Origin of the sequence: Cellulomonas cellasea (genome assembly GCF_006538745.1) — a bacterium.
Classification (GTDB): domain Bacteria; phylum Actinomycetota; class Actinomycetes; order Actinomycetales; family Cellulomonadaceae; genus Cellulomonas_A; species Cellulomonas_A cellasea.
The window spans coordinates 90,453-115,954 of sequence record NZ_BJLR01000033.1; the positions used below are offsets into that span (position 1 = coordinate 90,453).

23 protein-coding genes are annotated in these 25,502 nt (G+C 74.7%); 6 read left to right on the forward strand and 17 right to left on the reverse strand.

Annotated elements, in window-relative coordinates:
• Positions 1-10: 10 nt before the first annotated feature.
• Positions 11-1,969 (forward strand): phospho-sugar mutase, encoded by a 1,959-nt coding sequence (locus CCE01nite_RS17475; protein WP_141372759.1) that lies wholly within the window; start codon positions 11-13, stop codon positions 1,967-1,969.
• Positions 1,970-2,185: 216 nt separating this feature from the next.
• Here CCE01nite_RS17475 and CCE01nite_RS17480 read toward each other — a convergent pair whose 3' ends face one another.
• The 13 genes from CCE01nite_RS17480 to CCE01nite_RS17540 all read right to left on the reverse strand — a co-directional run bounded on the left by CCE01nite_RS17480 (position 2,186) and on the right by CCE01nite_RS17540 (position 17,740).
• On the reverse strand, positions 2,186-4,408 hold the full coding sequence (locus CCE01nite_RS17480) for a DUF6055 domain-containing protein (protein WP_141372760.1): 2,223 nt from the start codon (positions 4,406-4,408) through the stop codon (positions 2,186-2,188).
• Between the two features lie 235 nt (positions 4,409-4,643).
• On the reverse strand, positions 4,644-5,312 hold the full coding sequence (deoC, locus tag CCE01nite_RS17485; protein WP_141372761.1) for a deoxyribose-phosphate aldolase: 669 nt from the start codon (positions 5,310-5,312) through the stop codon (positions 4,644-4,646).
• The gene (locus CCE01nite_RS17490) at positions 5,309-6,418 is read right to left on the reverse strand and encodes an adenosine deaminase (RefSeq protein ID WP_141372762.1); all 1,110 of its coding nucleotides are present in this window, start codon (positions 6,416-6,418) and stop codon (positions 5,309-5,311) included. Before CCE01nite_RS17490 ends, deoC begins: the two co-directional genes overlap by 4 nt.
• A 79-nt stretch (positions 6,419-6,497) precedes the next feature.
• Positions 6,498-6,770 (reverse strand): hypothetical protein, encoded by a 273-nt coding sequence (locus tag CCE01nite_RS17495; RefSeq protein ID WP_141372763.1) that lies wholly within the window; start codon positions 6,768-6,770, stop codon positions 6,498-6,500.
• Between the two features lie 83 nt (positions 6,771-6,853).
• Positions 6,854-7,789 (reverse strand): hypothetical protein, encoded by a 936-nt coding sequence (locus tag CCE01nite_RS17500; RefSeq protein ID WP_141372764.1) that lies wholly within the window; start codon positions 7,787-7,789, stop codon positions 6,854-6,856.
• Between the two features lie 143 nt (positions 7,790-7,932).
• Positions 7,933-9,222, reverse strand: coding sequence for a thymidine phosphorylase (locus CCE01nite_RS17505; protein WP_034631636.1), 1,290 nt, complete (start codon positions 9,220-9,222; stop codon positions 7,933-7,935).
• Positions 9,219-9,638: a cytidine deaminase gene (locus tag CCE01nite_RS17510; protein WP_034631676.1), complete on the reverse strand. Its 420-nt coding sequence runs from the start codon at positions 9,636-9,638 to the stop codon at positions 9,219-9,221. Before CCE01nite_RS17510 ends, CCE01nite_RS17505 begins: the two co-directional genes overlap by 4 nt.
• A gap of 8 nt (positions 9,639-9,646) precedes the next feature.
• Positions 9,647-10,954: an ABC transporter permease subunit gene (locus tag CCE01nite_RS17515; protein ID WP_371861057.1), complete on the reverse strand. Its 1,308-nt coding sequence runs from the start codon at positions 10,952-10,954 to the stop codon at positions 9,647-9,649.
• Entirely contained in the window at positions 10,951-12,177 is a 1,227-nt protein-coding gene (locus tag CCE01nite_RS17520; protein WP_034631640.1) for an ABC transporter permease, read from the reverse strand. Before CCE01nite_RS17520 ends, CCE01nite_RS17515 begins: the two co-directional genes overlap by 4 nt.
• Complete coding sequence (locus CCE01nite_RS17525) at positions 12,174-13,754, reverse strand: ABC transporter ATP-binding protein (protein ID WP_034631642.1); 1,581 nt, start codon at positions 13,752-13,754, stop codon at positions 12,174-12,176. Before CCE01nite_RS17525 ends, CCE01nite_RS17520 begins: the two co-directional genes overlap by 4 nt.
• Before the next feature lie 205 nt (positions 13,755-13,959).
• Positions 13,960-15,066 (reverse strand): BMP family lipoprotein, encoded by a 1,107-nt coding sequence (locus CCE01nite_RS17530; protein WP_246056674.1) that lies wholly within the window; start codon positions 15,064-15,066, stop codon positions 13,960-13,962.
• A 316-nt stretch (positions 15,067-15,382) separates the two neighbouring features.
• On the reverse strand, positions 15,383-16,576 hold the full coding sequence (locus CCE01nite_RS17535) for an amidohydrolase (protein ID WP_034631647.1): 1,194 nt from the start codon (positions 16,574-16,576) through the stop codon (positions 15,383-15,385).
• Positions 16,577-16,600: 24 nt separating this feature from the next.
• Positions 16,601-17,740, reverse strand: coding sequence for a mannose-1-phosphate guanylyltransferase (locus CCE01nite_RS17540; RefSeq protein WP_034631650.1), 1,140 nt, complete (start codon positions 17,738-17,740; stop codon positions 16,601-16,603).
• A gap of 71 nt (positions 17,741-17,811) precedes the next feature.
• Here CCE01nite_RS17540 and CCE01nite_RS17545 point away from each other — a divergent pair, with 71 nt between their 5' ends.
• The 5 genes from CCE01nite_RS17545 (at position 17,812) to CCE01nite_RS17565 (ending at position 22,001) form a co-directional block, all read left to right on the forward strand.
• Complete coding sequence (locus CCE01nite_RS17545; RefSeq protein ID WP_034631653.1) at positions 17,812-18,120, forward strand: DUF2087 domain-containing protein; 309 nt, start codon at positions 17,812-17,814, stop codon at positions 18,118-18,120.
• Between the two features lie 258 nt (positions 18,121-18,378).
• Positions 18,379-18,759: a succinate dehydrogenase, cytochrome b556 subunit gene (sdhC, locus tag CCE01nite_RS17550; protein WP_084142779.1), complete on the forward strand. Its 381-nt coding sequence runs from the start codon at positions 18,379-18,381 to the stop codon at positions 18,757-18,759.
• Positions 18,759-19,241 (forward strand): succinate dehydrogenase hydrophobic membrane anchor subunit, encoded by a 483-nt coding sequence (locus tag CCE01nite_RS17555; RefSeq protein ID WP_034631661.1) that lies wholly within the window; start codon positions 18,759-18,761, stop codon positions 19,239-19,241. Before sdhC ends, CCE01nite_RS17555 begins: the two co-directional genes overlap by 1 nt.
• A gap of 100 nt (positions 19,242-19,341) precedes the next feature.
• A complete protein-coding gene (sdhA, locus tag CCE01nite_RS17560; protein ID WP_034631664.1) occupies positions 19,342-21,222 on the forward strand; it encodes a succinate dehydrogenase flavoprotein subunit in 1,881 nt (626 codons plus the stop codon).
• Entirely contained in the window at positions 21,222-22,001 is a 780-nt protein-coding gene (locus CCE01nite_RS17565; protein WP_034631666.1) for a succinate dehydrogenase iron-sulfur subunit, read from the forward strand. The genes sdhA and CCE01nite_RS17565 overlap by 1 nt, the downstream gene beginning before the upstream one ends.
• Positions 22,002-22,130: 129 nt before the next feature.
• Here the strand turns inward: CCE01nite_RS17565 and CCE01nite_RS17570 are convergent, their stop codons facing one another.
• The 4 genes from CCE01nite_RS17570 to CCE01nite_RS17585 all read right to left on the reverse strand — a co-directional run bounded on the left by CCE01nite_RS17570 (position 22,131) and on the right by CCE01nite_RS17585 (position 25,451).
• Positions 22,131-23,225 carry a YihY/virulence factor BrkB family protein gene (locus tag CCE01nite_RS17570; RefSeq protein WP_084142780.1) on the reverse strand — a complete coding sequence of 365 codons (1,095 nt, stop codon included), beginning with the start codon at positions 23,223-23,225 and terminating at the stop codon, positions 22,131-22,133.
• A 140-nt stretch (positions 23,226-23,365) separates the two neighbouring features.
• Positions 23,366-23,929 carry a 2'-5' RNA ligase family protein gene (locus tag CCE01nite_RS17575; protein ID WP_034631668.1) on the reverse strand — a complete coding sequence of 188 codons (564 nt, stop codon included), beginning with the start codon at positions 23,927-23,929 and terminating at the stop codon, positions 23,366-23,368.
• Positions 23,926-24,960, reverse strand: coding sequence for a tryptophan--tRNA ligase (trpS, locus tag CCE01nite_RS17580; protein ID WP_034631670.1), 1,035 nt, complete (start codon positions 24,958-24,960; stop codon positions 23,926-23,928). The genes CCE01nite_RS17575 and trpS overlap by 4 nt, the downstream gene beginning before the upstream one ends.
• An 89-nt stretch (positions 24,961-25,049) precedes the next feature.
• Positions 25,050-25,451 (reverse strand): twin-arginine translocase TatA/TatE family subunit, encoded by a 402-nt coding sequence (locus CCE01nite_RS17585; protein WP_034631672.1) that lies wholly within the window; start codon positions 25,449-25,451, stop codon positions 25,050-25,052.
• Between the last annotated feature and the right edge of the window lie 51 nt (positions 25,452-25,502).

Below are 25,502 nucleotides of genomic sequence, written 5' to 3' on the forward strand. Positions count from 1 at the left end.
CGTTGGGGCCATGGCGTACGACTGGAACGAGCTGTCCGCGCGGGTGACGACCTGGATCGAGGACGACCCGGACCCGACGACCGCCGACGAGCTCGCCCGGCTCCTCGACCGCGCGAACGCGCCGGTCGACGACGCGCTCGCCGCCGAGCGCGGGGGCGGCCCGGTGAGCCCGACCCACCAGACGCAGCTCACCGACGTGCGCGGCGCGCGCGCCGACCTCGCCGACCGGTTCACGGGCCTGCTGCAGTTCGGCACCGCGGGGCTGCGCGGCGCGATCGGCGGCGGCCCGCACCGGATGAACCGCGCCGTCGTCATCCGCGCCGCGTCCGGGCTCGCGGACTACCTGCTCGGAGAGCTCGACGGGCTCACGCCCGCACCCCGCGTGGTCGTCGGGTACGACGCCCGCCACCGGTCCGCCGACTTCGCCCGCGACACCGCCGCGGTGATGACCGCGGTCGGCATCGAGGTGCTCGTCCTGCCGCGGGCCCTGCCGACCCCGGTGCTCGCGTTCGCGGTGCGCCACCTCGGGGCCGACGCGGGCGTCATGGTCACCGCGAGCCACAACCCGCCGCAGGACAACGGCTACAAGGTGTACCTCGGCGGGCGCGTCGTGACGGGCTCGGGCCAGGGCGCGCAGATCGTGCCGCCGTACGACGCGGCCATCGCCGCCGAGATCGCGCGCGTGCCGAGCGTCGTCGCCGTGCCGCGCGCGGAGTCCGGCTGGACCGTGCTCGGCGACGACGTGCTCGACGCCTACGTCTCGACCGTCACCGCGCTCGCCGACCTCACCGAGGAGGCCCGCGAGCGCGCGCGGCACCTCAAGATCGTGCTCACGCCGCTGCACGGAGTCGGCGGCGAGGTCGCGGCCCGTGTGCTGCGCGAGGCCGGGTTCCGCGACGTGCTGCTCGTGCCGGAGCAGGAGTGGCCCGACCCCGACTTCCCGAGCGTCGCGTTCCCGAACCCCGAGGAGCCCGGGGCCATGGACCTCGCGCTGGGCCTCGCGGGTGACGTCGGCGCGGACCTCGTGCTTGCGCTCGACCCCGACGCCGACCGGTGCGCGGTCGCGCTCAACGACCCGACGGCACGCTCGCACCGCGGGCCCGACACCGCGGGCGCCGAGGGCTGGCGCATGCTGCACGGCGACGAGGTCGGCGCGGTGCTGGGCTCGGTCGTCGCGTCCCGGCTCGCGGCGCGCACGGCGACCGGCACGACGGCCGGTGCGGGCGCGGTGGCTGACGGCGGCGCGGCAGCCGGTCGCTCGACGGGCGACGGCGTGCCCGTCGGCGGCGCTGCGGCTGCGACGCAGGTGCCCGCGCTCGCGAGCTCGATCGTCTCCTCGCGCCTGCTCGCGAAGGTCGCGCGGGCCGCGGGCCTGCGGCACCAGCCCACGCTGACCGGCTTCAAGTGGCTCGCGCGCGTCGACGGGCTCGCGTTCGGCTACGAGGAGGCCCTGGGCTACTGCGTCGACCCGGCGCACGTGCGCGACAAGGACGGCATCTCGGCGGCGCTGCTCGTCGCCGGGCTCGCGGCGACGCTCAAGGCCTCGGGCCGCACGCTCCTGAGCGTGCTCGACGACCTCGCGCGCGAGCACGGGCTGCACCTGAGCGACCAGGTGTCCGCACGCTTCACCGACCTCGACCGGATCCCCGCGACGATGGCCGCGCTGCGGGAGCACCCGCCCGTCACTCTCGCGGGCTCGCCCGTGATGGAGGTCGTCGACCTCGCGACGGCCACGGACGCCGAGCGCCAGGGCCTGCCCGCGACCGAGGGGCTGCGGATCACGTCCCAGGACGGCACGCGCGTCGTCGTGCGCCCGAGCGGGACCGAGCCCAAGGTCAAGTGCTACCTCGAGGTGATCGTCCCGGTGTCCCGCACGGCCGACGCCGCGGCGCTCGTCTCCGCCCGCAAGGAGGCCCGCGCGCGCCTCCACGCGGTGGCCTCCGACGTCAGCGCGGCGCTCGGCATCTGAGCCCGCTGGGCGGCCCCGCCGGGCGACCCCGCCGGGCGACCCCGTCGGGCGGCCCCGTCGGGCGGCCCCGTCGGGCGACCCCGTCGGGCGGCCCCGTCGGGCGGCCCCGTCGGGCGGCCCCGTCGGGCGGCCCCGTCGGGCGGCCCCGTCGACCGGCCCGGACGTGCGGACGCGTCGGTCGCCGGCCGGGACCGACGCCCGGGCCCTCGGTCGCCGTCAGCGCGACCGGGTGCACGCCGCCGCGGGCGCCACGGGGGCCGCGCCGGTGTACGAGCCCGAGAACCCGAACGTCGTGGACGCCCCGGGTGCCAGCGCCGAGTTCCAGCCGACGCTGTCGGCCTCGGTCGACGTGCCGTTCTGACGCAGGCGCGCGCCCCACGCCTCCGCGACCGACTGGTCGGACGGCTGCGCCCAGGAGACCCGCCACGACGTGAGCGGCTCGGTGCCCGCGGTCACCGTCACGAGCGCCTGGTAGCCGCCGGGCCACTGGTTGACGATCGAGAGCACCGCCGTACAGCCCGCGACCGGCGCCGGGATCGGCTCGGGCAGCCCCACGCCGCTCGGGGACGGCGTCGGCGTGGGCCGGGGCGTCGCGGTCGGCGTGGGCGTCGGGGTCGGGGTCGGGGTCGGCGTGGGGGTCGGGGTGGGCGTGGGGGTCGGGGTCGGGCTCGGGTCCGGTGCGCCGTCGAGCGCGAGGTCGGCGGTCGGGAACGGCACGAGCGCCGGCTCGGCGGGGAGCTCCCCCGCGCCGCCGTCGCACGTCTGCGCGCGGTCGAACCGCAGGTAGACCCCGGACGAGCAGGTCCAGCTGATCTCGGCGTCCCCGCCGACGACGACGTCGCCGCCGAGCACGGCGCGCGAGCGTACGACCGCGTTGTCGCGCACGACCGCGGCCCCGCCGACGACGGCGCCGCTGTCGACGACCGCGCGGCCCTCGACGCGCGCCGACCCGGTCACCTGGGCCCAGTCCTGCACCACGGCCTGCGGGCCGACGTAGACGCCGGGGTCGACGGTCGCGAACTCCCCGACCCAGCCCCCGCCGTTGGTGTGCCACCGGCCGCCCCCGGGCGCCGCGGGCCGCACGAAGCCGGGCTCGAAGCCCCACGCGTCGGCGCCCGCGACCCGCAGCTCGAACGGGTACCGGGCGGACCCGGGGTAGCCCGCCGCCGGGTCGAAGTCGTGCGCGCGCGTCGGGGTCGCCGCGACGACGAGGTACACCTGCGCGTCGTCGGGCCCGGTCGTGAGCTCGACCGTCACGTCGGTGCCGCCCGCGAGCTCGCCGTACCGCGCGGCGCCGTCGACGTCGACCGCCACGAGGCCCGCGGTCCACGCCGCGTCGGGCCCCGCCTCGGTGTGCCCCCGCACGCGCACCCGCACGGCCGTCGCGCCCTCCTCGGGGCTGAGCCGGACGAGCGCGTAGCCGTTCTCGGCCGGCGCCAGCGCGGACGGGACGCGGTAGTGGTGGGCCGTCGCGTCGACGGCCTCGACCGCGGTCCCCGGCTCGGCGGTCAGCGCGGGGTCGACCGCGGCGGCGTAGCGGCGCAGGTCCGGCTGCGTCGAGTAGTCCCAGGTCACGTTGCGCAGCGCGTGCTCGGCGAGGCGCGCACCGAGCTCCTCCTGCGTGAGGCCGGCGACCCGGGCGTACGCCGCGACGGGGTCGGGCTCGGTGCCGCCCTCGCGCCACAGCCGCCCGACCGTCGCGAGGCCGTCGCGGTCCGCGACATGCTGCAGCAGAGTCCACCCGCCGTCGAGGTGCCGTCCCGACGACCAGCGCAGGTTCTCGGCGCGCACGAACGACGTGAGGTCCCCCGCGTCGGACGGCTCGGCGGCCGTCGCGAGGAACGACGCCATCGCCTCCCCGAACGACGAGCCGCGGACCCCCGGCGCGGTCGTGCCGGGGCCGGCGTCGGGCGCGGGGCCGTCGGGGGCGACCGCGACGCTCTGCAGGACGACCGCGAGCGCGCGGGCGACGTCCCACGCGCCGGTGCGGGCCGCCTCGGGTGCGATCTCGAGGAGCGCGAGGCCGCCCTCGACCCGCCCCTCGGCCCACGCGTCGTACGCCAGGTCGTCCCAGGTCCGGGTCAGGACGACCGCGATCTTGTCCTCCGCGATCGGCCCGACGGGCTCGGTGACGCCGACCGTGCCCACGTACAGCGCGTAGTAGCGCTCGAGCCGGTCGAGCAGCTCGACGGGGTCGACGCGGTAGTACTCGGAGGCCTCGGCGAGGTCGCCGCCCGCCCGCGGCCCCCACAGGAGCACGAAGTTCTCGCTCTCGCGCGAGCTCGCCGCCCCCTCGTCGAGCCGCTCGACCCAGGCGTGGGCGCGGTCACCGGACTTGGGGCCCGTCCGCGCGTCGTCGAGCGCGTAGGCGATGAGGACACCGAGGAGGAACGGGACGACGACGGCAGCGGCGACGGTGCCACGCCGGAACCTGCCCATCTCGGGTACCGCCTCCTCGTCGTCCGGGTCGCCCCTGGGTGCTCCTGCTGGGCCGGCCGGCAACGCGGGCGCCCCCGCAGCGGGGGCGGTGGGGTCGCACGGGCGCCTCACCTTCGCCGACGCCCCCGGCTGCCGTCAATGTCGCGAACGTCCCCCCGCGTGACGTTCACCCGACCGCCGCGTGCGCACGCACGCGGGGGCCCGCCGACGGTCGGGCGGGCCCCTGCGTGCGCGGTCAGTAGGCGGAGTCGGACTCGAGCCCGCCGAGCACGGCCGCGGTCCCCGAGAGGCCGAGCCGGGTCGCGCCGGCCTCGACCATGGCGACGGCGTCGGCGGTGCTGCGGATGCCGCCGGACGCCTTGATCCCGAGGCGCTCGCCGACGGTGGCGGCCATGAGCCCGACGGCGTGCACGCTCGCGCCGCCCGCGGGGTGGAAGCCCGTCGACGTCTTGACGAAGTCGGCGCCCGCCGCCTCCGCCGCGCGGCACACCGCCACGATCTCGTCGTCGGTCAGCGCCGCGGACTCGATGATGACCTTGAGCACCGTCGGCGACGGCGCGGCCGCGCGGACCGCGGCGATGTCGGCCTGCACGGACTCGAAGGCGCCCTGCTTCGCGGCCCCGACGTCGAGCACCATGTCGACCTCGTCGGCGCCGTCCCGCACCGCGCGCGCGGCCTCGGCCGCCTTGACGTCGCTGTGGTGCTTGCCCGACGGGAAGCCGACGACCGTCGCGACCTTGAGGCCGCGCGCGTCGAGCGGCAGGAACGACGGCGAGACGCACACCGAGTACACGCCGAGCCGCACGCCCTCCTCGACGAGCGCCTCGACGTCGGCGCGGGTGGCCTCCGGCTTGAGCAGGGTGTGGTCCACGAGCTGGGCCAGTGCGTGGGCGTCGATCGTCATGCGCGGTGCCTTCCGGTGCCGTCGTGCGTGTAGCCCGGGAGGATCGCCCGGTCGATGAGCTCGGCGCGCTCGTCCTGCGGGAGGAACGCGTTCTCGGCGGCGGTGAGCGTCACGTCGCGGACGTCGTCGACGGTCCACCCGGCGTGCTCGACGAGCAGCGCGAGCTCGCGCGTGAGGCTCGTGCCCGACTGCAGCCGGTTGTCGGTGTTGACGGTGACCGCGAAGCCGAGCCGCCGCAGGAGCGTCACGGGGTGCTCCGCGACCGACGCGGCGGCGCCCGTCTGCACGTTCGACGACGGGCACGTCTCGAGCGGGACCCGGCGGTCGCGGACCCACGCGGCGAGCCGCCCGAGGGTCGCCGCAGGCGGGGCGCCGTCCGTGCCGGGCTCGTGCAGGGTGATGTCGTCGAGCACCCGGACCCCGTGCCCGAGGCGCAGCGCGCCGACCCCGAGCGCCTCGGTGATCGAGCCGAGACCGTCGGCCTCGCCCGCGTGCACGGTCACGGGGAACCAGGCGTCGCGCAGCGACCGGAACGCCGTCGCCAGCCGGGACGCCGGGAACCCGGCCTCGGCCCCGGCGATGTCGAAGCCGACGACCCCGGCGTCGCGGTTCGCGAGCGCGAGCGCGGCGATCTCGTCGGCCCGGTCCGCGTGCCGCATCGCCGACAGGAGCGTGCCGATCCGGATCTCCCGGCCCTGGGACGCCGCCTCGGCGACGCCCTCGGCGAAGCCGGCCTGCACCGCGTCGACGACCTGCTGGAGCGTGAGCCCGCCCTCGAGGTGCTGCTCGGGGGCGTAGCGCTGCTCGGCGTAGACGACCCCGTCCGCCGCGAGGTCGACGGCGGCCTCGCGAGCGACCCGGCGCAGCGCGTCCGGCGTCTGCATCACCGCGACCGTGTGCGCGAACGTCTCGAGGTAGCGCTCGAGGCTGCCCGAGTCCGCCGCGGCGACGAACCAGCGGCCGAGCTCGTCCGGGTCGGTCGCGGGCAGCGTGTGCCCCGCCTCGCGCGCGAGCTCGACGATCGTGGCCGGCCGGAGCCCGCCGTCCAGGTGGTCGTGCAGCAGCACCTTGGGCAGCGCAGCCACCAGGTCGTACGCGGGGGTCATGCCTCCACCGTAGTCGCGCGCCACGTCCGCTGAGGACGCCGCGACCCGGGCGGGTGACCGCCCGGCGCCCGTCCGGGTGTCAGAGGTACTCGTCCCGCTCGTCGCCCGGGACCTCGGTCACCTGCTCGTGCACGTCGGCCTCGTTCGCGTCGTCGCGCGGGGCGACGGGCGAGGGCGCGGGCACGTACTCCTCGGCCGCGTCCCCGTCGGCGCCGGGCGCGGGGGTGTCGAGCCGCAGCTCGTCGTCGACGGGTCGCTGGTCGGCGTCCGCGTGGGCGTCGACGGGCGTGAAGAGGTCGGCGGGCAGCAGCCCGGCGTCGCGCGAGGCCTCCTGGCCGGGGACGGTGCTCATGGTGTCCTCCCTGGGGTCGGCGTGCCCGTCCATCGTGGCCCGGGCCGCGCGCGTGCGCCACCGCCGCCGGCAGCCCGCGCCGGTCAGCCGCGGACCGGCAGCAGGGCCCACGCGACGTGCGACCAGCGCCCGAGCGCGTCGAGCGGCCCGTGCGGCACGACGAGGTCGGCGGACGGCACGTCGTGCACGCGCCCGCTCGACGGCTCGTAGACCGCGAACCCCTCGGCGGTGCGCCCCGTGAGCAGCACGACGTGGCGCGGGATCGCGCTCGCGGGCCCGCCCGACAGGTCGCCCCCGGTGTAGAGCGGGACGGGAACGCCCCGGTCGAGCGCCCGGCCCGCGCGCACCAGCACGCGCGTGACCTCGCTGGGCCGGCTGTCGTCGACGAGCACCGAGCGGTACGCGACCCCAGGGAAGCGTGCGACCCGCGCGGCCCCCCACGGGGGCGTGCCGAGCGCCGCGGGCCAGGGCAGCAGCCCGAGCACGGCCCGCGCGTTGCTGCGGCGCTTCAGCGCGTCCTGCAGCGCACCGAACCGTCCCGCCGGACCGGGGGCGTCCGCGACGCCGCGCAGCTCGTCGGGCTCGTGCCCCGCGACGCGCCGTCCGGTGACGAGCCAGTACGCGAGCGTCGGGTCACCCGCCGCGGCGAGCATCGCGAGGACCGCCGACCCGCACGTCGTGCCGTCCGTCTGCCGCGCGGCGGCCGTGCCGAGCCGCAGGACGTCGCTCCCCCGCGCCGGCGTCAGCGGGCGCTCGACCTGGGCACGCTCGCGCGCCGGGAGAGCGGCGACGGCGTCGGCGAGCCGTGCGGCGGCGGGTCGCGGCGCACCGGCCGCGACCGCGCGCGCCACGAGGTCCGCGTGCGCACCGGGGCGGGCGGGCGCAGGCTCCCCGGCCACCGCACGACCGGGGACCGACGCCCGGGCCGGGACCACCCCACGGGCGGGCGCGGGCGGCACCGGCCGCACGCCGAGGGTCCGGAGCACGGTCGTGAGCTGGAGGTGACGCAGCGCAGGCATCCGGCCAGTCTGCCGCACGCCCGGTGCGGGCGACCTGTCGCGGCGGCTGCCCCACCCGCCGCGACCCGGCGCCTCCTGGAGCGCTACGTCGAGCCACCCCGCGGGCAGCACGACGGCGCGCGACCGGCGTGCTGCCCGCCGCGTCAGGCCTCGATGCGGTCCAGCAGCAGCGTGCGCGGCGCCGCGGCGCCGTCCGCCTCGATCGTCGCCGCACCCGCGAGCACCTCGCGCGCGCGCTCGAAGCGCTCCGGGGTGTCCGTGTGCAGCGTGAGCAGCGGCTGCCCGGCGCGGACGGTGTCGCCCGGCTTCGCGTGGAGCTCGACGCCGGCCCCGGCTTGCACCGGGTCCTCCTTGCGCGCGCGCCCGGCGCCGAGCCGCCACGCGGCGACCCCGACGGCGTACGCGTCGAGCGAGGTCAGCACGCCGTCGGCCGGCGCAAGCACCTGCTCGGTCTCGCGGGCCACGGGCAGCGGCGCGTCGACGTCCCCGCCCTGCGCGGCGATCATCGCGCGCCAGACGTCCATCGCGCGCCCGTCGGCGAGCGCGGCGGCCGGGTCGGCGTCGGGGCGGCCCGCGGCGTCGAGCATCTCCCGGGCCAGGGCGACCGTGAGCTCGACGACGTCGGCCGGTCCCCCGCCCGCGAGCACCTCGAGCGACTCGCGGACCTCGAGCGCGTTCCCGGCGGTCAGGCCGAGCGGCGTCGACATGTCGGTCAGCAGCGCGACGGTCCGCACCCCCGCGTCGGTGCCGAGCTCGACCATCGTGCGGGCGAGCTCGCGGGCACGGTCGGCGTCCTTCATGAACGCGCCCGTGCCGACCTTGACGTCGAGCACGAGCGAGCCGGTGCCCTCGGCGATCTTCTTGCTCATGATCGAGCTCGCGATGAGCGGGATGGCCTCGACGGTGCCCGTGACGTCGCGCAGCGCGTAGAGCTTGCGGTCGGCGGGGGCGAGCCCGGCGCCGGCCTGGCAGATCACGGCGCCGACGGACTCGAGCTGCGCCATCATCTCGTCGTTCGTGAGCTCGGCCCGCCAGCCGGGGATGGCCTCGAGCTTGTCGAGCGTGCCCCCGGTGTGCCCGAGGCCGCGGCCCGAGAGCTGCGGGACCGCGACGTCGAACACCGCGACGAGCGGCGCGAGCGGCAGCGTGATCTTGTCGCCGACCCCGCCGGTCGAGTGCTTGTCGGCCGTCGGGCGCGAGAGCCCCGAGAAGTCCATCCGCTCGCCGCTCGCGATCATCGCGGCGGTCCACCGCGCGATCTCGGCGCGGTCCATGCCGTTGAGCAGGATCGCCATCGCGAGCGCCGACATCTGCTCCTCGGCGACGACCCCGCGCGTGTACGCGTCGAGCACCCAGTCGATCTGGCCGTCGCTCAGGCGTCCGCCGTCGCGCTTGGTCCGGATGACGTCGACCGCGTCGAAGCCCTCGCTCATGCTGTCCCTCGTTCCACCAGGTCGGCGGGCCCGAACGCGTCCGGGAGCACCTCGGTCATCGGCTTGATCCCGCTCACGGTCTCGACGAGCAGCTCCGGTCCGCCGTGCTCCCACAGGAGCTGGCGGCACCGGCCGCACGGCATGAGCGCGGTGCCGCGGGCGTCGACGCACACGAACGCGACGAGCCGGCCGCCGCCGCCCACGTGCAGCGCCGAGACGAGCGCGCACTCGGCGCACAGCGTCAGGCCGTACGACGCGTTCTCGACGTTGCAGCCGACGACGACGCGGCCGTCGTCCACGAGCGCCGCGACCCCCACGGGGAAGTGGGAGTACGGCACGTACGCGCGGGTCATGACGTCGAGCGCGGCGGCGCGCAGGACGTCCCAGTCGACGTCGGGGGTGGGGCTGTCGGTCATCGGGAGGCTCACTTCACGTAGGGGATGCCCTCGGCGGCGGGTGCGCGCACGCGCCCCACGAGGCCGGCGACGGCGAAGATGGTCGCGAGGTACGGGAGCATCGCGAGGAACTGGCTGGGCACGGGCGACCCGAGGTTGCCGAGCACCTGGCGCAGCGAGTCGGCGAACCCGAACAGCAGCGCCGCGGCGAGCGCACCCTTGGGGCTCCACCGGCCGAGGATCATCGCGGCGAGCGCGATGTACCCGCGGCCCGCGGTGAGCTCCTTGGTGAACGCGAGCCCGGCCGCGACGAGCGCCGCGCCACCCAGGCCCGCGACGGCCCCGCCGAGCACCGTGTTCTTGATGCGCGTGAGGTTGACCGGGATGCCGACCGTGTCCGCGGCCTTGGGGTGCTCGCCGACGGCCCGCATGCGCAGGCCCCACCGGCTGCGGAACACCATGACCTGGAGCACCGCGACCGCGACGTACATGAGGTAGACCACGAGCGAGTGGTTGAACAGCACGGGCCCGACCACGGGGATCTGCGACAGGAACGGGATCGGCAGCGTCGGCAGCCGCGGCGGGGAGTTGAACGACTGGGGGTTCTGCGTGAGGACCGTCGAGAACAGGTAGTTCGTCACGCCGATGACCAGCACGTTGAGCACGACGCCGACGATGATCTGGTCGACCCGGTACCGCACCGCGAACAGCACGAGGCCCAGCCCGACGATCGCGCCGGCGATCGGCGCCGCGATGAGCCCGGTGTACGGGTTGCCCGTGAGGCTCGCCACGACGACCGCGAGGAACGCGCCCGCGAGCAGCTGGCCCTCGATCGCGATGTTGATGATGCCCGAGCGCTCGCACAGCAGGCCCGCGAGCGAGCCGAAGATGAGCGGCACCGAGAGCGTGAGCGCGCCCGTGAGCAGGACCGTGAGCGGCAGCGCGTTGTCGTTGCCGGCCATGACCCACACGAGGAACGCGACGAGCACGAGGAACCCGAACAGCACCGGGACCCACACCGCGACCTTGCGGCGCGCGAGGGTCTCGCGCGTGATCCACGCGGTCAGCCCGAGCGCGAGGACGGACACGAGGACGGCCGTGAGGCGCGACGGCACCGCGAACGGGGCGATGTCCACGAGGTCGCGGCTCGACGAGACCATGAACCGCGTCCGGTCGGAGCCGGGCGTGAGGAGGCCGAAGACGACGAGCGAGATCAGCGAGACGACCCCGTACACGATCGGGCCGCGCCAACCGACCTTGGCCTGGACCATCGGGGCCGAGCCGGGCGCGTCGAGCTCCACGGGCTGCGAGGGCTGCGGGTCCGCGACGGTGCTCACGCGTGGGCCTCCTTCTTCTTCGTCGAGCCGGCGATGCCCGCGACCCAGTGCAGCGCGGAGAACCGGCGCACGAGCGGCGGCGCCGCGATGAGCAGCACGATCGACGCCTGGATGACCTGGACGATGTCGATGGGCGTACCCGCCGACGACTGCATGAGCGGCGAGCCGGCCCGCAGCGCGCCGAACAGCAGCGCCGCGAGGACCGTGCCGAGGGGCGTCGAGCGGCCGAGCAGCGCGACGGTGATCGCGTCGAACCCGATCGACCCGGCGCTCGAGGCCTGGAGCTGCTTGTCGGTCCCGAGGATCTGCGCGGCGCCACCGAGGCCCGCGAGGCCACCGGCGACGAGCATCACGAGCACGAACACGAGATTGACCCGGATGCCGGCCGTGCGCGCCGCGCGCTGGTTGGCGCCGACCGCCCGGAACCGGAACCCGAGCGTCGAGCGCTCGAGCAGCCACCAGACGCCCACCGCCGCGAGCAGCGCGAGCAGGAAGCCGGCGTGCAGCCGGAAGCTCGCGCCGGCCAGCAGCGGGAGCTGCGCGGTGTCGGCGACCGCGGGCGAGATCGGCCGCGTCCCGCCCTGGCGCAGCAGGCTCGTGGTGAGCAGGTAGGAGATGAGCTGGAACGCGATGGAGTTGAGCATGATCGTGACGATCACCTCGTTGGCCCCGGTCCGGGCCTTGAGGATGCCCGCGATGCCCGCCCACGCGGCGCCGGCCGCGATGCCCGCGAGGCACGCGAGCGCGACGTGCACGCCGGCCGGGGCGTCGAACGCGATGCCGACGTACGTCGCGGCCGCCGCGCCGACGAGCACCTGGCCCTGCGCACCGATGTTGAACAGCCCCGAGCGGAAGCCGACCGCGAGGCCGAGGCCCGCGAAGATCAGCGGCACGGACGCCGTCATGGTCTCGGTGATGGGCCGCACGCGCCGCAGCCCGGTCGCCTGGTAGTCGAAGATCGCGCCGCGGAACAGCGTCGAGTACGCCGCGTAGACGGACTCCCACAGCGCGGCGAAGAAGTCGCTCGGCCGCGCGAACAGGTAGGTCGCGGTCTTCTGCACGTCCTGGTCGGCCGCGGCCACGAGGACCGACGACGCGACGAGCGCGAGCACGACCGCGGTGACGATCAGCAGCCACGAGCTGTCGAGCATCTGCTGCAGGACGCCGCGCCGCTCGTCCTCGTGCTTCGGGGTGGCGGAGGGCGCCACGAGGGTGTCGGTCACGAGAGCTCCTGGTCGGCAGCGGCGTCGGCGTCGCCCAGCACCGTGTGGTGCTCGGCGGCCTGGACCTGGGCCTGCTGCAGCGGGACACCGGCCATCATGAGGCCGAGGACGTCGCGCGGGGTGCCGGCGTCGACGACGCCGACGATCCGCCCGCGGTACATGACGGCGATCCGGTCGGCGAGCGCGAGCACCTCGTCGAGCTCGGTCGAGACGATGATCACGGCCGTGCCGTTGTCGCGCTCCGCGACGATCCGCTGGTGCACGAACTCGATGGACCCGACGTCGAGCCCGCGGGTCGGCTGCGAGGCGACGAACAGCCGCAGGGGCCGCGACATCTCGCGCGCGAGGACGACCTTCTGCTGGTTGCCGCCCGAGAGCGTGCTGATCGGGTCCTGCGCCGACGTCATGCGGACGTCGAACTCCTGGGTGCGCGTCGCGGCGTTCTCGGCGACGCGCGCGGGGCTCAGCGAGCCGGCCTTCGCGAACGGCGGCTGCGCGTGCAGGTCGAGGATGAGGTTCTCCGCGATCGAGAAGCTCGAGATGAGCCCGTCGGTGCTGCGGTCCTCGGGGACGAACCCGACGCCGGCGCGCAGGACCTCGTCGACGCTGCGCCCGAGCAGCTCGGTGCCGTCGAGCCGGACCGACCCGGCGGTCGCGTGCTGCAGCCCGAGGACCGTCTCCGCGAGCTCCGACTGGCCGTTGCCCTGCACGCCCGCGATCGCGAGGATCTCCCCCGCGTGCACGTCGAACGAGATGCCGTCGACGACGCGCGTCCCGACCGGGCTGATGACCGTGAGGTCCCGCACCTGGAACGTGGCCTCGCCGGGCTGCGCGGGCGCCTTCTCGACGCCGAGGCTCACCGACCGGCCGACCATCTGCGACGCGAGCGAGGTCTCGGGGTCCTGCGGGCTCGCGGTGCCGACCACCTTGCCGCGGCGGATCACGGTGATCCGGTCGGCGACGGCGCGGACCTCGCGCAGCTTGTGGGTGATGAAGACGATCGACGTCCCGGCGTCCTTGAGCTGGCGCATGATCGCGATGAGCTCGTCGGTCTCCTGGGGCGTGAGCACCGCGGTCGGCTCGTCGAGGATGAGCACCCGGGCGTCGCGCGAGAGCGCCTTGATGATCTCGACGCGCTGCTGGACGCCGACCGGCAGGTCCTCGACGAGCGCGTCGGGGTCGACGTCGAACCCGAAGCGGTCGGAGATCTGCGTGACGCGGCGGCGGGCCTCCGCGAGGTCGAGGAGCCGCCCGGCGCCGCGCACCGGCTCGTGGCCGAGCACGACGTTCTCCGCGACGGTGAAGACGGGGACGAGCATGAAGTGCTGGTGGACCATGCCGATCCCGGCGGCCATGGCCTCGCCGGGCCCGCCGAACGCGACCGGCACGTCGTCGACCAGGATCTCGCCCTCGTCGGGCGTGTAGAGCCCGTAGAGCGTGTTCATGAGCGTCGACTTGCCGGCGCCGTTCTCCCCGAGCAGCGCGTGGATCTCGCCGGGCTCGACCACGAGGTCGATGTGGTCGTTGGCCACCAGCGCACCGAAGCGCTTGGTGATGCCCCGTAGCTCGAGCTTCACGTGGACACCGCTCCTTCGTCTGGTCCTGGGTGCACCCTAGCCACGGTGTGGCCTCGTGCAGCGGCGGCGGGCCGGTGCGGGCGGGCCCGGACGTCGTCGTCCGGTGCCGGCCGTCGCGGCGCGCAGGCCGATGGCCCGGGCAGGTGCGCTCCCCGGGCCATCGGTCCGTGCTGCGGTGCGTGCGTCGTGCTGTGGTGCTGGGTCGTCAGCTGGTCTGGCTGGGCGACTCGACGACGAGGTCGCCCGAGATGATCTGCTCGCGCAGCTCGTCGATCTTCGACTGCAGGTCCGCCGGGACGGTGTCCTCGAAGTCGTGCAGCGGGGCGATGTCCACGCCGCCGTTCTCGAGCGTGCCGACGTACGGCTCGGAGGAGAACTCGCCGTCGACCGCGGCCGAGACCGTGTCGAAGACCGAGTTGCCGATGAGCTTGATGACCGAGGTCAGCAGGAGCGGCTTGTACTGCTCGTTCGACGCCTGCTCGTAGCCGTCCGAGTCGACCCAGATGACCGAGACGCCCTCGGCCTGGCTCGCGGCGTTGAGCGCACCGGCGCCCACGGGGCCCGCGACGGGGAGGATGACGTCGGCGCCCGAGGCGATGAACTGCTCGGTCGTGGTGCGGCCGGCCTCGGTGTCGGAGAAGTTCCCGATCATCGAGCCGTCCTGCGCCTCCTTGTCCCAGCCGAGGACCTTGACGGCCGTGCCGTTGTCCTCGTTGTACTTCGCGACGCCGTCGACGAAGCCGTCCATGAAGATCGTCACGGACGGGAACGGCATGCCGCCGAACGTCGCGACCGTGCCGGTCTTCGAGGTGCCCGCGGCGAGGTAGCCGGCGAGGAACGCGGCCTCCTGCGTGTTGAACAGCAGCGGTCGGGCGTTCTCGAGCTCGACGGGCGCGAACGACTCGTCGGAGAAGGCGCTGTCGACGAGCGCGAAGTGCAGGTCGGGGTTGGCGTCCGCGGCCGCCTGGATGGCGTCCTCGAGCGCGAACCCGACGCCGATGATCAGGTCGCAGTTCTCCTGGACCATCGAGTCGACGTTGGCCGTGTACTGGCCCGGGTCGGACGACTCGGCGGAGCGGATCTCGATCCCGAGCTCGGACTCGGCGCGCTCGAGGCCCTCGAACCCGGACTGGTTGAACGACGCGTCGTCGAACCCGCCCTCGTCGGAGACCATGCACGCCTTGAAGTCGACGCCCTCGGCGGCCGTCGTCTCACCGGCTGCGGGCGTCTCCTCCTCGGGGGCGCTGGCACACGCGGCGAGCGTGAGGGCGAGGGCCCCGCTGAGGGCGGCCACACGGATCATCTTGTTCACGCGACACTCCTGGTTCTCGTCGTTCGTCGGGGCCCGCGGGGCGGTCGTGCGCGACGCGACGGTGCGGCGGGCACGGACGATGCTGCCCGACGTCCATGACCGCACAGTAGGCGGGCGCTGATGACGGGAGTGTTACCGGCGGGTACGTCCCCGGGTTCCGTTACCCACTTGGAACATTCGCTCACCGGATGGGACGAGGCGTCCCGGACGGCGGACTCACCCGGACGGGTCCCGGCACCCTCCCGGCGGGTGCGGCACGACGGCGCTCGCCGCGCTGTCCGACGCGCGAGGACGGCGCCCTCCCGCGGCCGGTGCCTCAGGGCCGGCCGGCGAGCAGCGCGGCCCGCGCGAGCACGAGCGCCGCGACGTCGATCGCACGCTCGTCGACCACGAGGTCGCCCTGGTGGATGTCGTAGGTGTGGCCGCCCGGCGTGCGCGTCCCGAGCCGGGCCATCGCGCCCGGCACCTTCGTGAGGTACCACGCGAAGTCCTCGCCGCCGAGCGACTGCTCGGTCAGGACGACCGAGTCCTCGCCGATCACGTCGAGCGCGGCCGCCTCGAGGATGCCGGTGCTGCGGGCGTCGTTCTCGACGGGCGGGACGCCCCGCTGGTGCCGGACCTCGACCTCGACGTCGAACGGCGCGACCATCTGCACGACGGCGTCGTGGAACACCCGCGACGCGAGCTCCCAGGCGCGCACGTCGAGGCAGCGCAGGGTCCCGCGCACCGTGCCCGTCGACGGGATCGCGTTGTGCGCGGTGCCGGCCTGGACCATGCCCCACGTGAGGTTGACCCCCGAGCGCGGGTCGAGCCGCCGGCCGAGGACCGCGGGCACGCCCGTGATGACCTGGCCGAGCGCGAACACCACGTCGCCCGTGAGGTGCGGGCGCGACGTGTGCCCGCCGTCGCCCGTGATCGTGACCGTGACCTCGTCGGACGCCGACGTGATCGGGCCGATCCGCGTGCCGACGTGCCCGACGTCGGTCTTGGGGTCGCAGTGCACGCCGAAGATCCGGCCGACCCCGTCGAGCCCGCCCGCCGCGATGACGTCGAGCGCGCCGCCGGGCTGCACCTCTTCCGCCGGCTGGAAGATCAGCCGCACGCCGGTCGGCAGGTCGCCGGCCTCGGCGAGCTGCGCGAGCAGCAGCCCCGCGCCGAGCACGCCCACGGTGTGCACGTCGTGGCCGCACGCGTGCGCGACGCCCGGCACGGTCGACGTCCACGCCGTGCCGCAGTGGTCCTGCACCGGGAGCGCGTCGAGGTCGGCCCGCAGCGCGATCCGGCGGCGCCCCGTCGTGACCGCGCCCGGCCCGATGTCGCAGACGAGCCCGGTGCCCGGCAGCAGCCGTGGCTCGAGGCCCGCGGCGCGCAGCCGGTCCGCGACGACCTTCGTCGTGCGCTGCTCGGTGCGCCCCAGCTCGGGGTGCGCGTGCAGGTCCCGGCGGATCTCGATGAGCTCGTCGTGCAGGGGCGCGAGGCGCGGGATCAGGTCGGAGCGGTCGTCAGGCACGCTGTCGAGCGTAGTCGCGCGTGCTCAGACGAGGTCCTCGCGTCCGCGGGCACGCCAGCCGTCGACCGCCGACTTCACCGTCTGCGCGTGCGCGCGGGTCGTGACGAGGAGCGCGTCGGGGGTGTCCACCACGACGACGTCCGGGACGCCGATCACGGTCACCGTGCGGGCCGAGCCGCCCACCACGAGCGCGCCGGCCGTGTCGATGCGCAGCACCCCGGTGTCGTCCCCGAGCGTGCGCGAGCCGTCGTCGTCGGCCGAGCCGTCTGCCGCGGACGGTGCCGCGAGCAGCGAGCCGAGCGACGCGAAGTCGCCGACGTCGTCCCACGTGAAGTCGCCGGGCACGACCGCGACGCCGCCCGCCGCGGCCACCGGCTCGGCGATCGCGTGGTCGATCGCGATCTTCGTCAGGCCCGGCCAGACGCGCGCGAGCACCTCGGCGCGCTCGGGGCCGTCCCACGCGCGGGCGATCTCGCGCAGCCCGTCGTGCAGGGGCGGGAGCTGGGCCGCGAGGTGGTCGAGCAGGACGCGGGCGCGCACGAGGAACATGCCCGCGTTCCAGCGGTACTCCCCCGTCGCGAGGTACGCCGCGGCGGTCTCGGCGTCCGGCTTCTCCGTGAACCCCGCGGCGTGCCGGGCGCTCGGGGCGCCCTCGACGCCGAGCGCCTCGCCAGAGCGCACGTACCCGAAGGCGGTCGACGGCCCGGTCGCCGCGATGCCGACCGTCACGACGTACCCGGCCCGCGCCGCCGTGACGCCCTCGCGCACGGTCTGCTCGAAGGCCTCGGCCCCGTCGATGATGTGGTCGGCCGCGAACGAGCCGAGCACGACGTCCTCGCCGTGCCGCTCGAGCAGGACCGCAGCGGCGAGGCCGATCGCGGCCATGGAGTCGCGCGGGGACGGCTCGGCGAGCACGTCGGACGCCCCGAGCTCGGGGAGCTGCGCCGCCACGGCTGCCGCGTGCCGCTCGCCCGTGACCACCAGGACGCCGCCCGGGCCCGTGAGCGGGAGGAGCCGGTCGACCGTCCCCTGCAGCAGCGTGCGGCCGGTCCCGGTGAGGTCGAGCAGGAACTTGGGCGCGCCGGCGCGCGAGAGCGGCCACAGGCGGGTGCCGGCGCCGCCGGCCGGCACGACGGCGTGGAAGTGGGCGACAGGGCTGGGCATCCGGCCAGGGTACCGAGCGGACGGCCCGCTCCCGCACGCCTCGCGCCGCCCACCCCCCCTACCCTGGACGCGTGCCCGACGACCGCCCCGACGGCCCGCGCCGCGCGCCCAAGGACCCCGAGCGCTTCCTCGTCCGCGGCCGCCTCGAGCGGCTGCCCCGACGCCGTGCGGACCGCGACCTCGTGATCAGCTACCTCGCGAGCCGCACGCTGCCCGTGCACCAGCCCGTGACCGAGCGCGAGCTCACCGACCGCCTCGCGGCGCTCGCGGCGGACCCCGTCGGCCTGCGGCGCGAGATGGTCGACGCGGGTCTCGTGACCCGCACGCGCGACGGCGCGGAGTACTGGCGCACGCACGTGACCGAGTTCGACTTCCCGTGAGCCCCGGGGCGCGGGCCCAACGGCACCCGCGGCGCTCGCGCGAGGGCGTCCCGGACTGTGGACTTGCTCACAAAGTGTCATCACAAGGGCCTGAAGACCCCTGCGTGAGGCTGCGGCGTGGGAACGGGTCACTAAGGTGGGAAGCGAACGGACACCGTCGTCGGACCCCGTCGTCAGAGCTGCTGCCGGGACCGGCAGCCAGGGCTGACCCCAGCGCCTGGCTCGTGTCGTCGACCTGACTGTCAGGAGGCCTCCCCCGTGCCCACCGCACCGGCCGGAACGCTCTACCGAGGGCGTGAGGGCATGTGGTCGTGGGTCGCGCACCGCGTGACCGGCGTCCTGATCTTCTTCTTCCTCCTCGTGCACGTGCTCGACACGTCGCTCGTCCGCGTCTCCCCGGAGGCGTACGACGCCGTCATCGGCACGTACAAGAACCCGATCATGGGGCTCGGCGAGGCCGGCCTCGTCGCGGCGATCGTGTTCCACGCCTACAACGGCCTCCGCCTGATCCTGGTGGACTTCTGGGACAAGGGCGCGAAGTACCAGCGCGTCCTGCTCTGGGTCGTGATGGGCCTGTTCGTGGTGACCATGGCCGGCTTCCTGCCGCGCCACCTGATGCACGTCTTCGGGGGCGAGTGATGACGACGACGTCCACGCCGATCCCGGCCCCCCGCTCGTCGGGCGGCCCCACGATCGTGCCCACCGTGTCGCGCAACCGGCGCACCACGCGCGGCAACACCGAGCTCTACGGCTGGCTGTTCATGCGCGTCTCGGGCGTCGTGCTCGTCGCGCTGATCTTCGGCCACCTGTTCGTGAACCTCGTCCAGGGCGAGGGCATCAACGCGATCGACTTCGGCTTCGTCGCCGGCAAGTGGTCCTCGCCGTTCTGGCAGACCTGGGACCTGCTCATGCTGTGGCTCGCGATGATCCACGGGACCAACGGCGTGCGCACGATCATCAACGACTACGCCGAGCGCGACGGCACCCGCATGGTGCTCAAGCTCGCGCTGTACACGGCGTTCGTCGTCGTGGTCGTGCTCGGCACGCTCGTCATCTTCACGTTCGACCCGTGCCCGGCGAACAGCCCCGCGGACCTGCTGCCCTCGTTCTGCACCGCCTGACGGACGCACTCCCGCCACGGCACCCGCCGCGGCACGCGCGCGCCGCCGACGGGCCCCCACGCCACCCGGCCCGACTCCCACACAGGAGGCATCGACACCGATGCAGACCCATCAGTACGACGTCGTCATCGTCGGTGCCGGCGGCGCGGGCATGCGCGCCGCGCTCGAGTCCTCCGACCGTGCCCGCACGGCCGTCATCTCCAAGCTCTACCCGACGCGCTCCCACACGGGTGCCGCGCAGGGCGGCATGTGCGCCGCCCTCGCGAACGTCGAGGAGGACAACTGGGAGTGGCACACGTTCGACACCGTCAAGGGCGGCGACTACCTCGTCGACCAGGACGCGGCCGAGGTCATGGCCAAGGAGGCCATCGACGCGGTGCTCGACCTCGAGAAGATGGGCCTGCCGTTCAACCGCACGCCCGAGGGCCGGATCGACCAGCGCCGGTTCGGCGGGCACACCCGCAACCACGGCGAGGCCGCGGTGCGCCGCTCGTGCTACGCCGCGGACCGCACGGGCCACATGATCCTGCAGACGCTCTACCAGCAGTGCGTCAAGAACGACGTCGAGTTCTTCAACGAGTTCTACGTGCTCGACATCCTGCTCTCGCACGACCTCGTGGGCGGCGCGGTGTCCGACGGCGACGACGTCGCGGTCAGCGGCGTCGTGGCCTACGAGCTCGCGACCGGCGAGATCCACCTGTTCCGCGCCAAGTCCGTCGTGCTCGCGACCGGCGGCGCCGGGAAGATCTACAAGACGACCTCGAACGCGCACACGCTCACGGGCGACGGCATGGCGCTCGCGTACCGCCGCGGCATCCCGCTCGAGGACATGGAGTTCTTCCAGTTCCACCCGACCGGCCTCGCGGGCCTCGGCATCCTGCTCTCGGAGGCCGCGCGCGGCGAGGGCGGCATCCTGCGCAACGGCGAGGGCGAGCGCTTCATGGAGCGTTACGCCCCGACGATCAAGGACCTCGCCCCCCGCGACATCGTCGCCCGGTCCATGGCGAACGAGGTGCGCGAGGGCCGCGGCGCCGGTCCCAACAAGGACTACGTGCTGCTCGACCTGACGCACCTCGAGCCCGCGCACATCGACGCGAAGCTCCCCGACATCACCGAGTTCGCGCGCACCTACCTCGGCATCGAGCCCTACACCGAGCCGGTGCCCGTGTACCCGACCGCGCACTACGCGATGGGCGGCGTCCCGACCAACATCGAGACCGCCGTGCTGCGCAACAACACCGACTTCGTGCGCGGGCTGTTCGCCGCCGGTGAGGTCGCGTGCGTGTCGGTGCACGGCTCGAACCGCCTCGGCACGAACTCGCTGCTCGACATCAACGTGTTCGGCAAGCGCGCCGGCCTCGCCGCGGCCGCCTACGCCGCGACGGCCGACTGGGTCGACGTCCCGGAGGACCCCGAGACCGGGGTCGTCGCCGAGCTCGAGGAGATGCGCGCCCGCGCCGTCGGAGACCGCGTCGCCGACGTCCGCCGCGACCTGCAGCAGACGATGGACGCGAACGCCCAGGTGTTCCGCACCGAGGAGTCGCTGATCCAGGCGCTCAAGGACGTGCGCGAGCTCCAGGCGCGCTACCGGAACGTCTCGGTCCAGGACAAGGGCCGCGCGTACAACACCGACCTGCTGGAGGCGCTCGAGCTCGGCTTCCTGCTCGACATCGCCGAGGTCGTCGTCGTGGGTGCCCTCAACCGCCAGGAGTCGCGCGGCGGGCACTTCCGGGAGGACTTCCCGGCCCGCGACGACGCGGCGTACATGCAGCACACGATGGCCTACCGCCGCCCCCCGGGCACCGCGGCCCCGTCGTCGCCCGTGAGCAGCGACGCCGCTGCCGCCGTCGCCGCCACGACCCGGTCCGGCGACCTCACCCCCGGCGGACCCGGTTCGTCCGCGCCGGGCACCTACGACGTCGCGCTCGGGTACAAGCCCGTGGTCGTGACCCGCTACCAGCCGATGGAGCGCAAGTACTGATGACGACTCAGCTCGACGACTCCCCCGGCACCTCGTCGACGCCGGACACCAAGGTCGGCGCGATCCCGAGCTTCGACGTGACGCTCAAGATCCGCCGCTACACGCCCGAGACGCACGGCGACGAGGCGTACTGGCAGGAGTTCACGGTCACGGTGCACGGCACCGACCGCCTGCTCGACGCGCTGCACAAGGTCAAGTGGGACCTCGACGGCTCGCTGACGTTCCGCCGCTCGTGCGCGCACGGGGTCTGCGGCTCGGACGCGATGCGGATCAACGGCCGCAACCGCCTGGCGTGCAAGACGCTGCTCAAGGACCTCAACCCGAGCAAGCCGATCACCGTCGAGCCCATCAAGGGCCTGCCGGTGATCAAGGACCTCGTGGTCGACATGGAGCCGTTCTTCGCGTCCTACCGCGAGATCATGCCGTTCCTCATCACCACCGGGAACGAGCCGACCAAGGAGCGCCTGCAGTCGGCCGCCGAGCGCGAGCGGTTCGACGACACCACGAAGTGCATCCTGTGCGCCGCGTGCACGTCGTCGTGCCCCGTGTTCTGGACCGACGGGCAGTACTTCGGCCCCGCCGCGATCGTCAACGCGCACCGGTTCATCTTCGACAGCCGCGACGAGGGCGGCACGCAGCGCCTCGAGATCCTCAACGACAAGGAGGGCGTCTGGCGCTGCCGGACGACCTTCAACTGCACCGAGGCGTGCCCGCGCGGCATCGAGGTCACCAAGGCGATCAAGGAGGTCAAGCGCGCGATGATCACCCGCGCGTTCTGACTCCCGCGACCCACCCACGACGGCCCCGCCCGGGCGGCTCACGACGAGCCCCTGGAGCGGGGCCTCGTGCGTCTCGGGGCACCGCGGCTGCGCCCGCGCTCAGCTCGTGGCGGCTGCCTGCGGCCGCGCTCAGCGCTTGCCGGCGGCTGCCGCGGCGGCGGCCCCGTCGCGCTGCGGGGAGGCGCCCGCCGGTGCGCCCTCGCTGCGGGACGCCGGCTCCTCCGGGCAGTCGGGCGCCGCGTCGGGCAGCGGCGGGTCGGCGGTCCACGCTGCCGCGAGCAGCACGATGCGGGCGATGAGGTTGATCCACACGAGCAGCGTCACGACGACGGTGAACGACGCGAACAGCGCGTTGCGCCCGACGCTGCCCGCCACGACCGACGTCCCGAGCAGCCGCACGATCCCGATCCCCGTCGCGGCGATGAGCGCGCCCCCGCGCAGGTCCACCCAGTCGGGCCGCTGGCCGGCGAGCACGTAGACGAGGAGCATGAACGTCGCGGCGTCGACCACGAACGCGACGGCGATGCCGAGCACGCGCACGACGACCGCGCTCGTCTCCTCGAGCCCGACGACCCCGAGCAGCCAGTCCGCCGCCGTCGTGACGGCGACGCTGAGCACCGCCGAGAGCAGGACCGCGAACGCCATCCCCGCGAAGCCCACGAGCTCACGCAGCTTGCCGGTCACGATGTTGCCCTGGTTCTCGCCGAGCGCGTCGAACATCGCCCGCACCGCGGTGCGCATCGCGGCGACGGCCGTCGTGGCGCTCACCAGGAGGACGACGATCGCGACGACGCCCGCGACGCTGAGCCCGGCGCTGAGGACGAGGTCGTCGGGCTCGATCAGGCCGTCGTCGGTGCCCGTGTCGATGAGGCCCGGGAACGTCCCCGAGACCGTCGCGAGCACGTCGTCGCGCAGGCCGACGTTCCGGCCCAGGACCGTCATGAACACCGTGTAGCCGAGCGTCAGCCCCGCGAACACGGAGAACAGCGCGGCGTAGGCGATGCCGCCGGTCAAGACTCCCCCGCCGGCCGCGGAGAAGCGCGCCTGCGTCCGGGCCGCGCGCGTCTGCTGCCACCACGCGAACAGGGCCTTGGCCCGCGCGATGATGCTCTGCTTGGCGCGGGCCACGGGACGCAGCCCCGCGGCGACGTCGGCCCGGTCGGTGACCGTGGCGTGCGCCTTGCCGGCCCCCCGGGCGGCGCGGGCCTCGTCGGTGCTCACCATGCACCGACCCTAGGAGCGCCCCGCCCGCGCGGCATCCGGAGGAGCGCTGCCACGGGCGGCAGCGAGCCACGACCGGGCGGAGCGCCGTCCAGCGCCGCGGACGGGGCCCGGCGGCGACCGGACGAGAGGGGTGCGACCCGTCAGCCCGCGGAGGCGACGACCGCGCGCCCGGCGAGCGCGAAGTCCCGCACCGGCCGCCACACCTCGTCGTCGCCGTGCTCGAACGACTGGATCGTGGCGACCTCGAACGACGCGTCGAAGTCCACCAGCTCGTCGAAGGCCCGGTCGAGGCTCGCGTCGGGCACCTCGTGCGCCACCGTGACGTGCGGGTGGTAGTTGAACCGCAGCTCCTGCGCGAGCGGACCCGAGCGCACGTCCCGCTCGAGCCCCTCGCACCCGGCGATGCCGTCGACGACCTGCACGAACACGACCGGCGACACCGGCCGGAACGTCCCCGTGCCCCGCAGGTGCACCACGAACGGCTCGTGCCGGGCGGCGACGCGGGTCAGGTGCTCCTCGACGAGCGCGACGTCGTCGAGGTCGACGACGGTCGGGCCGAGCAGCGTGATGTGCGGCGGGATGAGCGGCGCGGCGGGGTCGCCGAACCGCCCGCGCGCCGCCTGCAGCGCGGGGCCGAACGGTGCGGGCACGGTGATCGCGACGCCGATGCGGACCTGGTCCTCGGCGCGCGGCGGCAGCCTCACGCGCGCACCCGCACCCGCCGCCGGAGCAGGCCCGTGCGGTCGTAGATGCGCTCGAGCGTCGCCCCGGCGAGGTCCTGCGCGCGCTCGGCGCCGTCGGCGAGGACGTCGTCGAGCGCCGCCGGGTCGGCGAGGTAGGCGTTCGCGCGCTCCTGGAACGGCCGGAGGAAGTCCACGACCACCTCGGCCAGGTCCTTCTTGAGGTCGCCGTACCCGCGGCCCGCGTACTCGGCCTCGAGCGTCGGCACGTCGCGGTTCGTGAGCGCCGAGTAGATCGTCAGGAGGTTCGCGATGCCGGGCTTCGCCTCGGGGTCGAACCGGATCTCGCGCTCCGCGTCGGTCACCGCCGAGCGGATCCGCTTCGCGACGACCTTCGGGTCGTCGAGCAGCTCGATGATCCCGTTCGGGTTCGCCGACGACTTGCTCATCTTCGCCGTCGGCTCCTGCAGGTCGTAGATCTTCGCCGTCGCCCGCACGATGTGCGCCTCGGGGACGATCGCGGTGCCGGCGCCGAAGCGTGCGTTGAGCCGCTGCGCGAGGTCACGCGTGAGCTCGAGGTGCTGGCGCTGGTCCTCGCCCACGGGCACGAGCGCCGTGTCGTACAGCAGGATGTCCGCGGCCATGAGCACCGGGTAGGTGAACAGCCCGACGGTCGTGCCCTCGGCGCCGTAGCGCCCGGACTTGTCCTTGAACTGGGTCATCCGGCCGGCCTCGCCGAAGCCCGTGTGGCACGACAGGATCCACGCGAGCTCGGCGTGCTCGGGGACGTGCGACTGCACGAACAGGATCGACCGCGCCGGGTCGACGCCGGCCGCGAGGTACTGCGCGGCCGTCCGGCGGGTCCGGTCGCGCAGCACCGCCGGGTCGGGCGAGACCGTGAGCGCGTGCAGGTCCACGACGCAGTACAGCGCGTCGTACGACTCCTGCAGCGCGACCCACTGGGTCAGGGCGCCGAGGTAGTTGCCGAGGTGGAGCGAGTCGGACGTGGGCTGCATCCCCGAGAAGATGCGTGCTCGCTGCGTCGCAGAAGACATTGCGCCATTCTGTCAGGCGCGGGGCGGTGCTGAGGCCCAGGACGGGGCGGTCGCCGGACCCGCCGGGACGTGCGCCTGCCCGGACGGGCTCAGGTGGCCTCGTCGTCGAACGGTGCCGGCTCGCCCGCCCGCAGGTCGGCGGCCGGGCGGGGGGTCCGCGTCGTGGAGCCGGTGCGCGCCGCGTACGCCGCCGCGGAGCCCGCGACCGCGCCGGGACGCTCGCCGCGGCCGGGGGTCACGTCGTCGAGCAGCGCCTCCCGGACGATGCGGCGCGGGTCGTACCGGCGCGGGTCGAGCGCCGCCCAGTCGACGTCGCGCACCTCGTCGCCGAGCTCCTCGTCGACGCGCTCCTTGGTGTCGCGCAGGAACACGCGCGCACGCCGCGCCCACCGGCCGAGCTGCTCCGCGTACGCGGGCAGGCGCTCCGGCCCGATGACGAGGACGGCGACGATGAGCAGGACGATGAGCTCGCCGCCGTTGATGTCGAACACGGGCTCAGGCTACCCCGGCACCGCACGCGCACGGTCGCCCGGCGCGGGCCG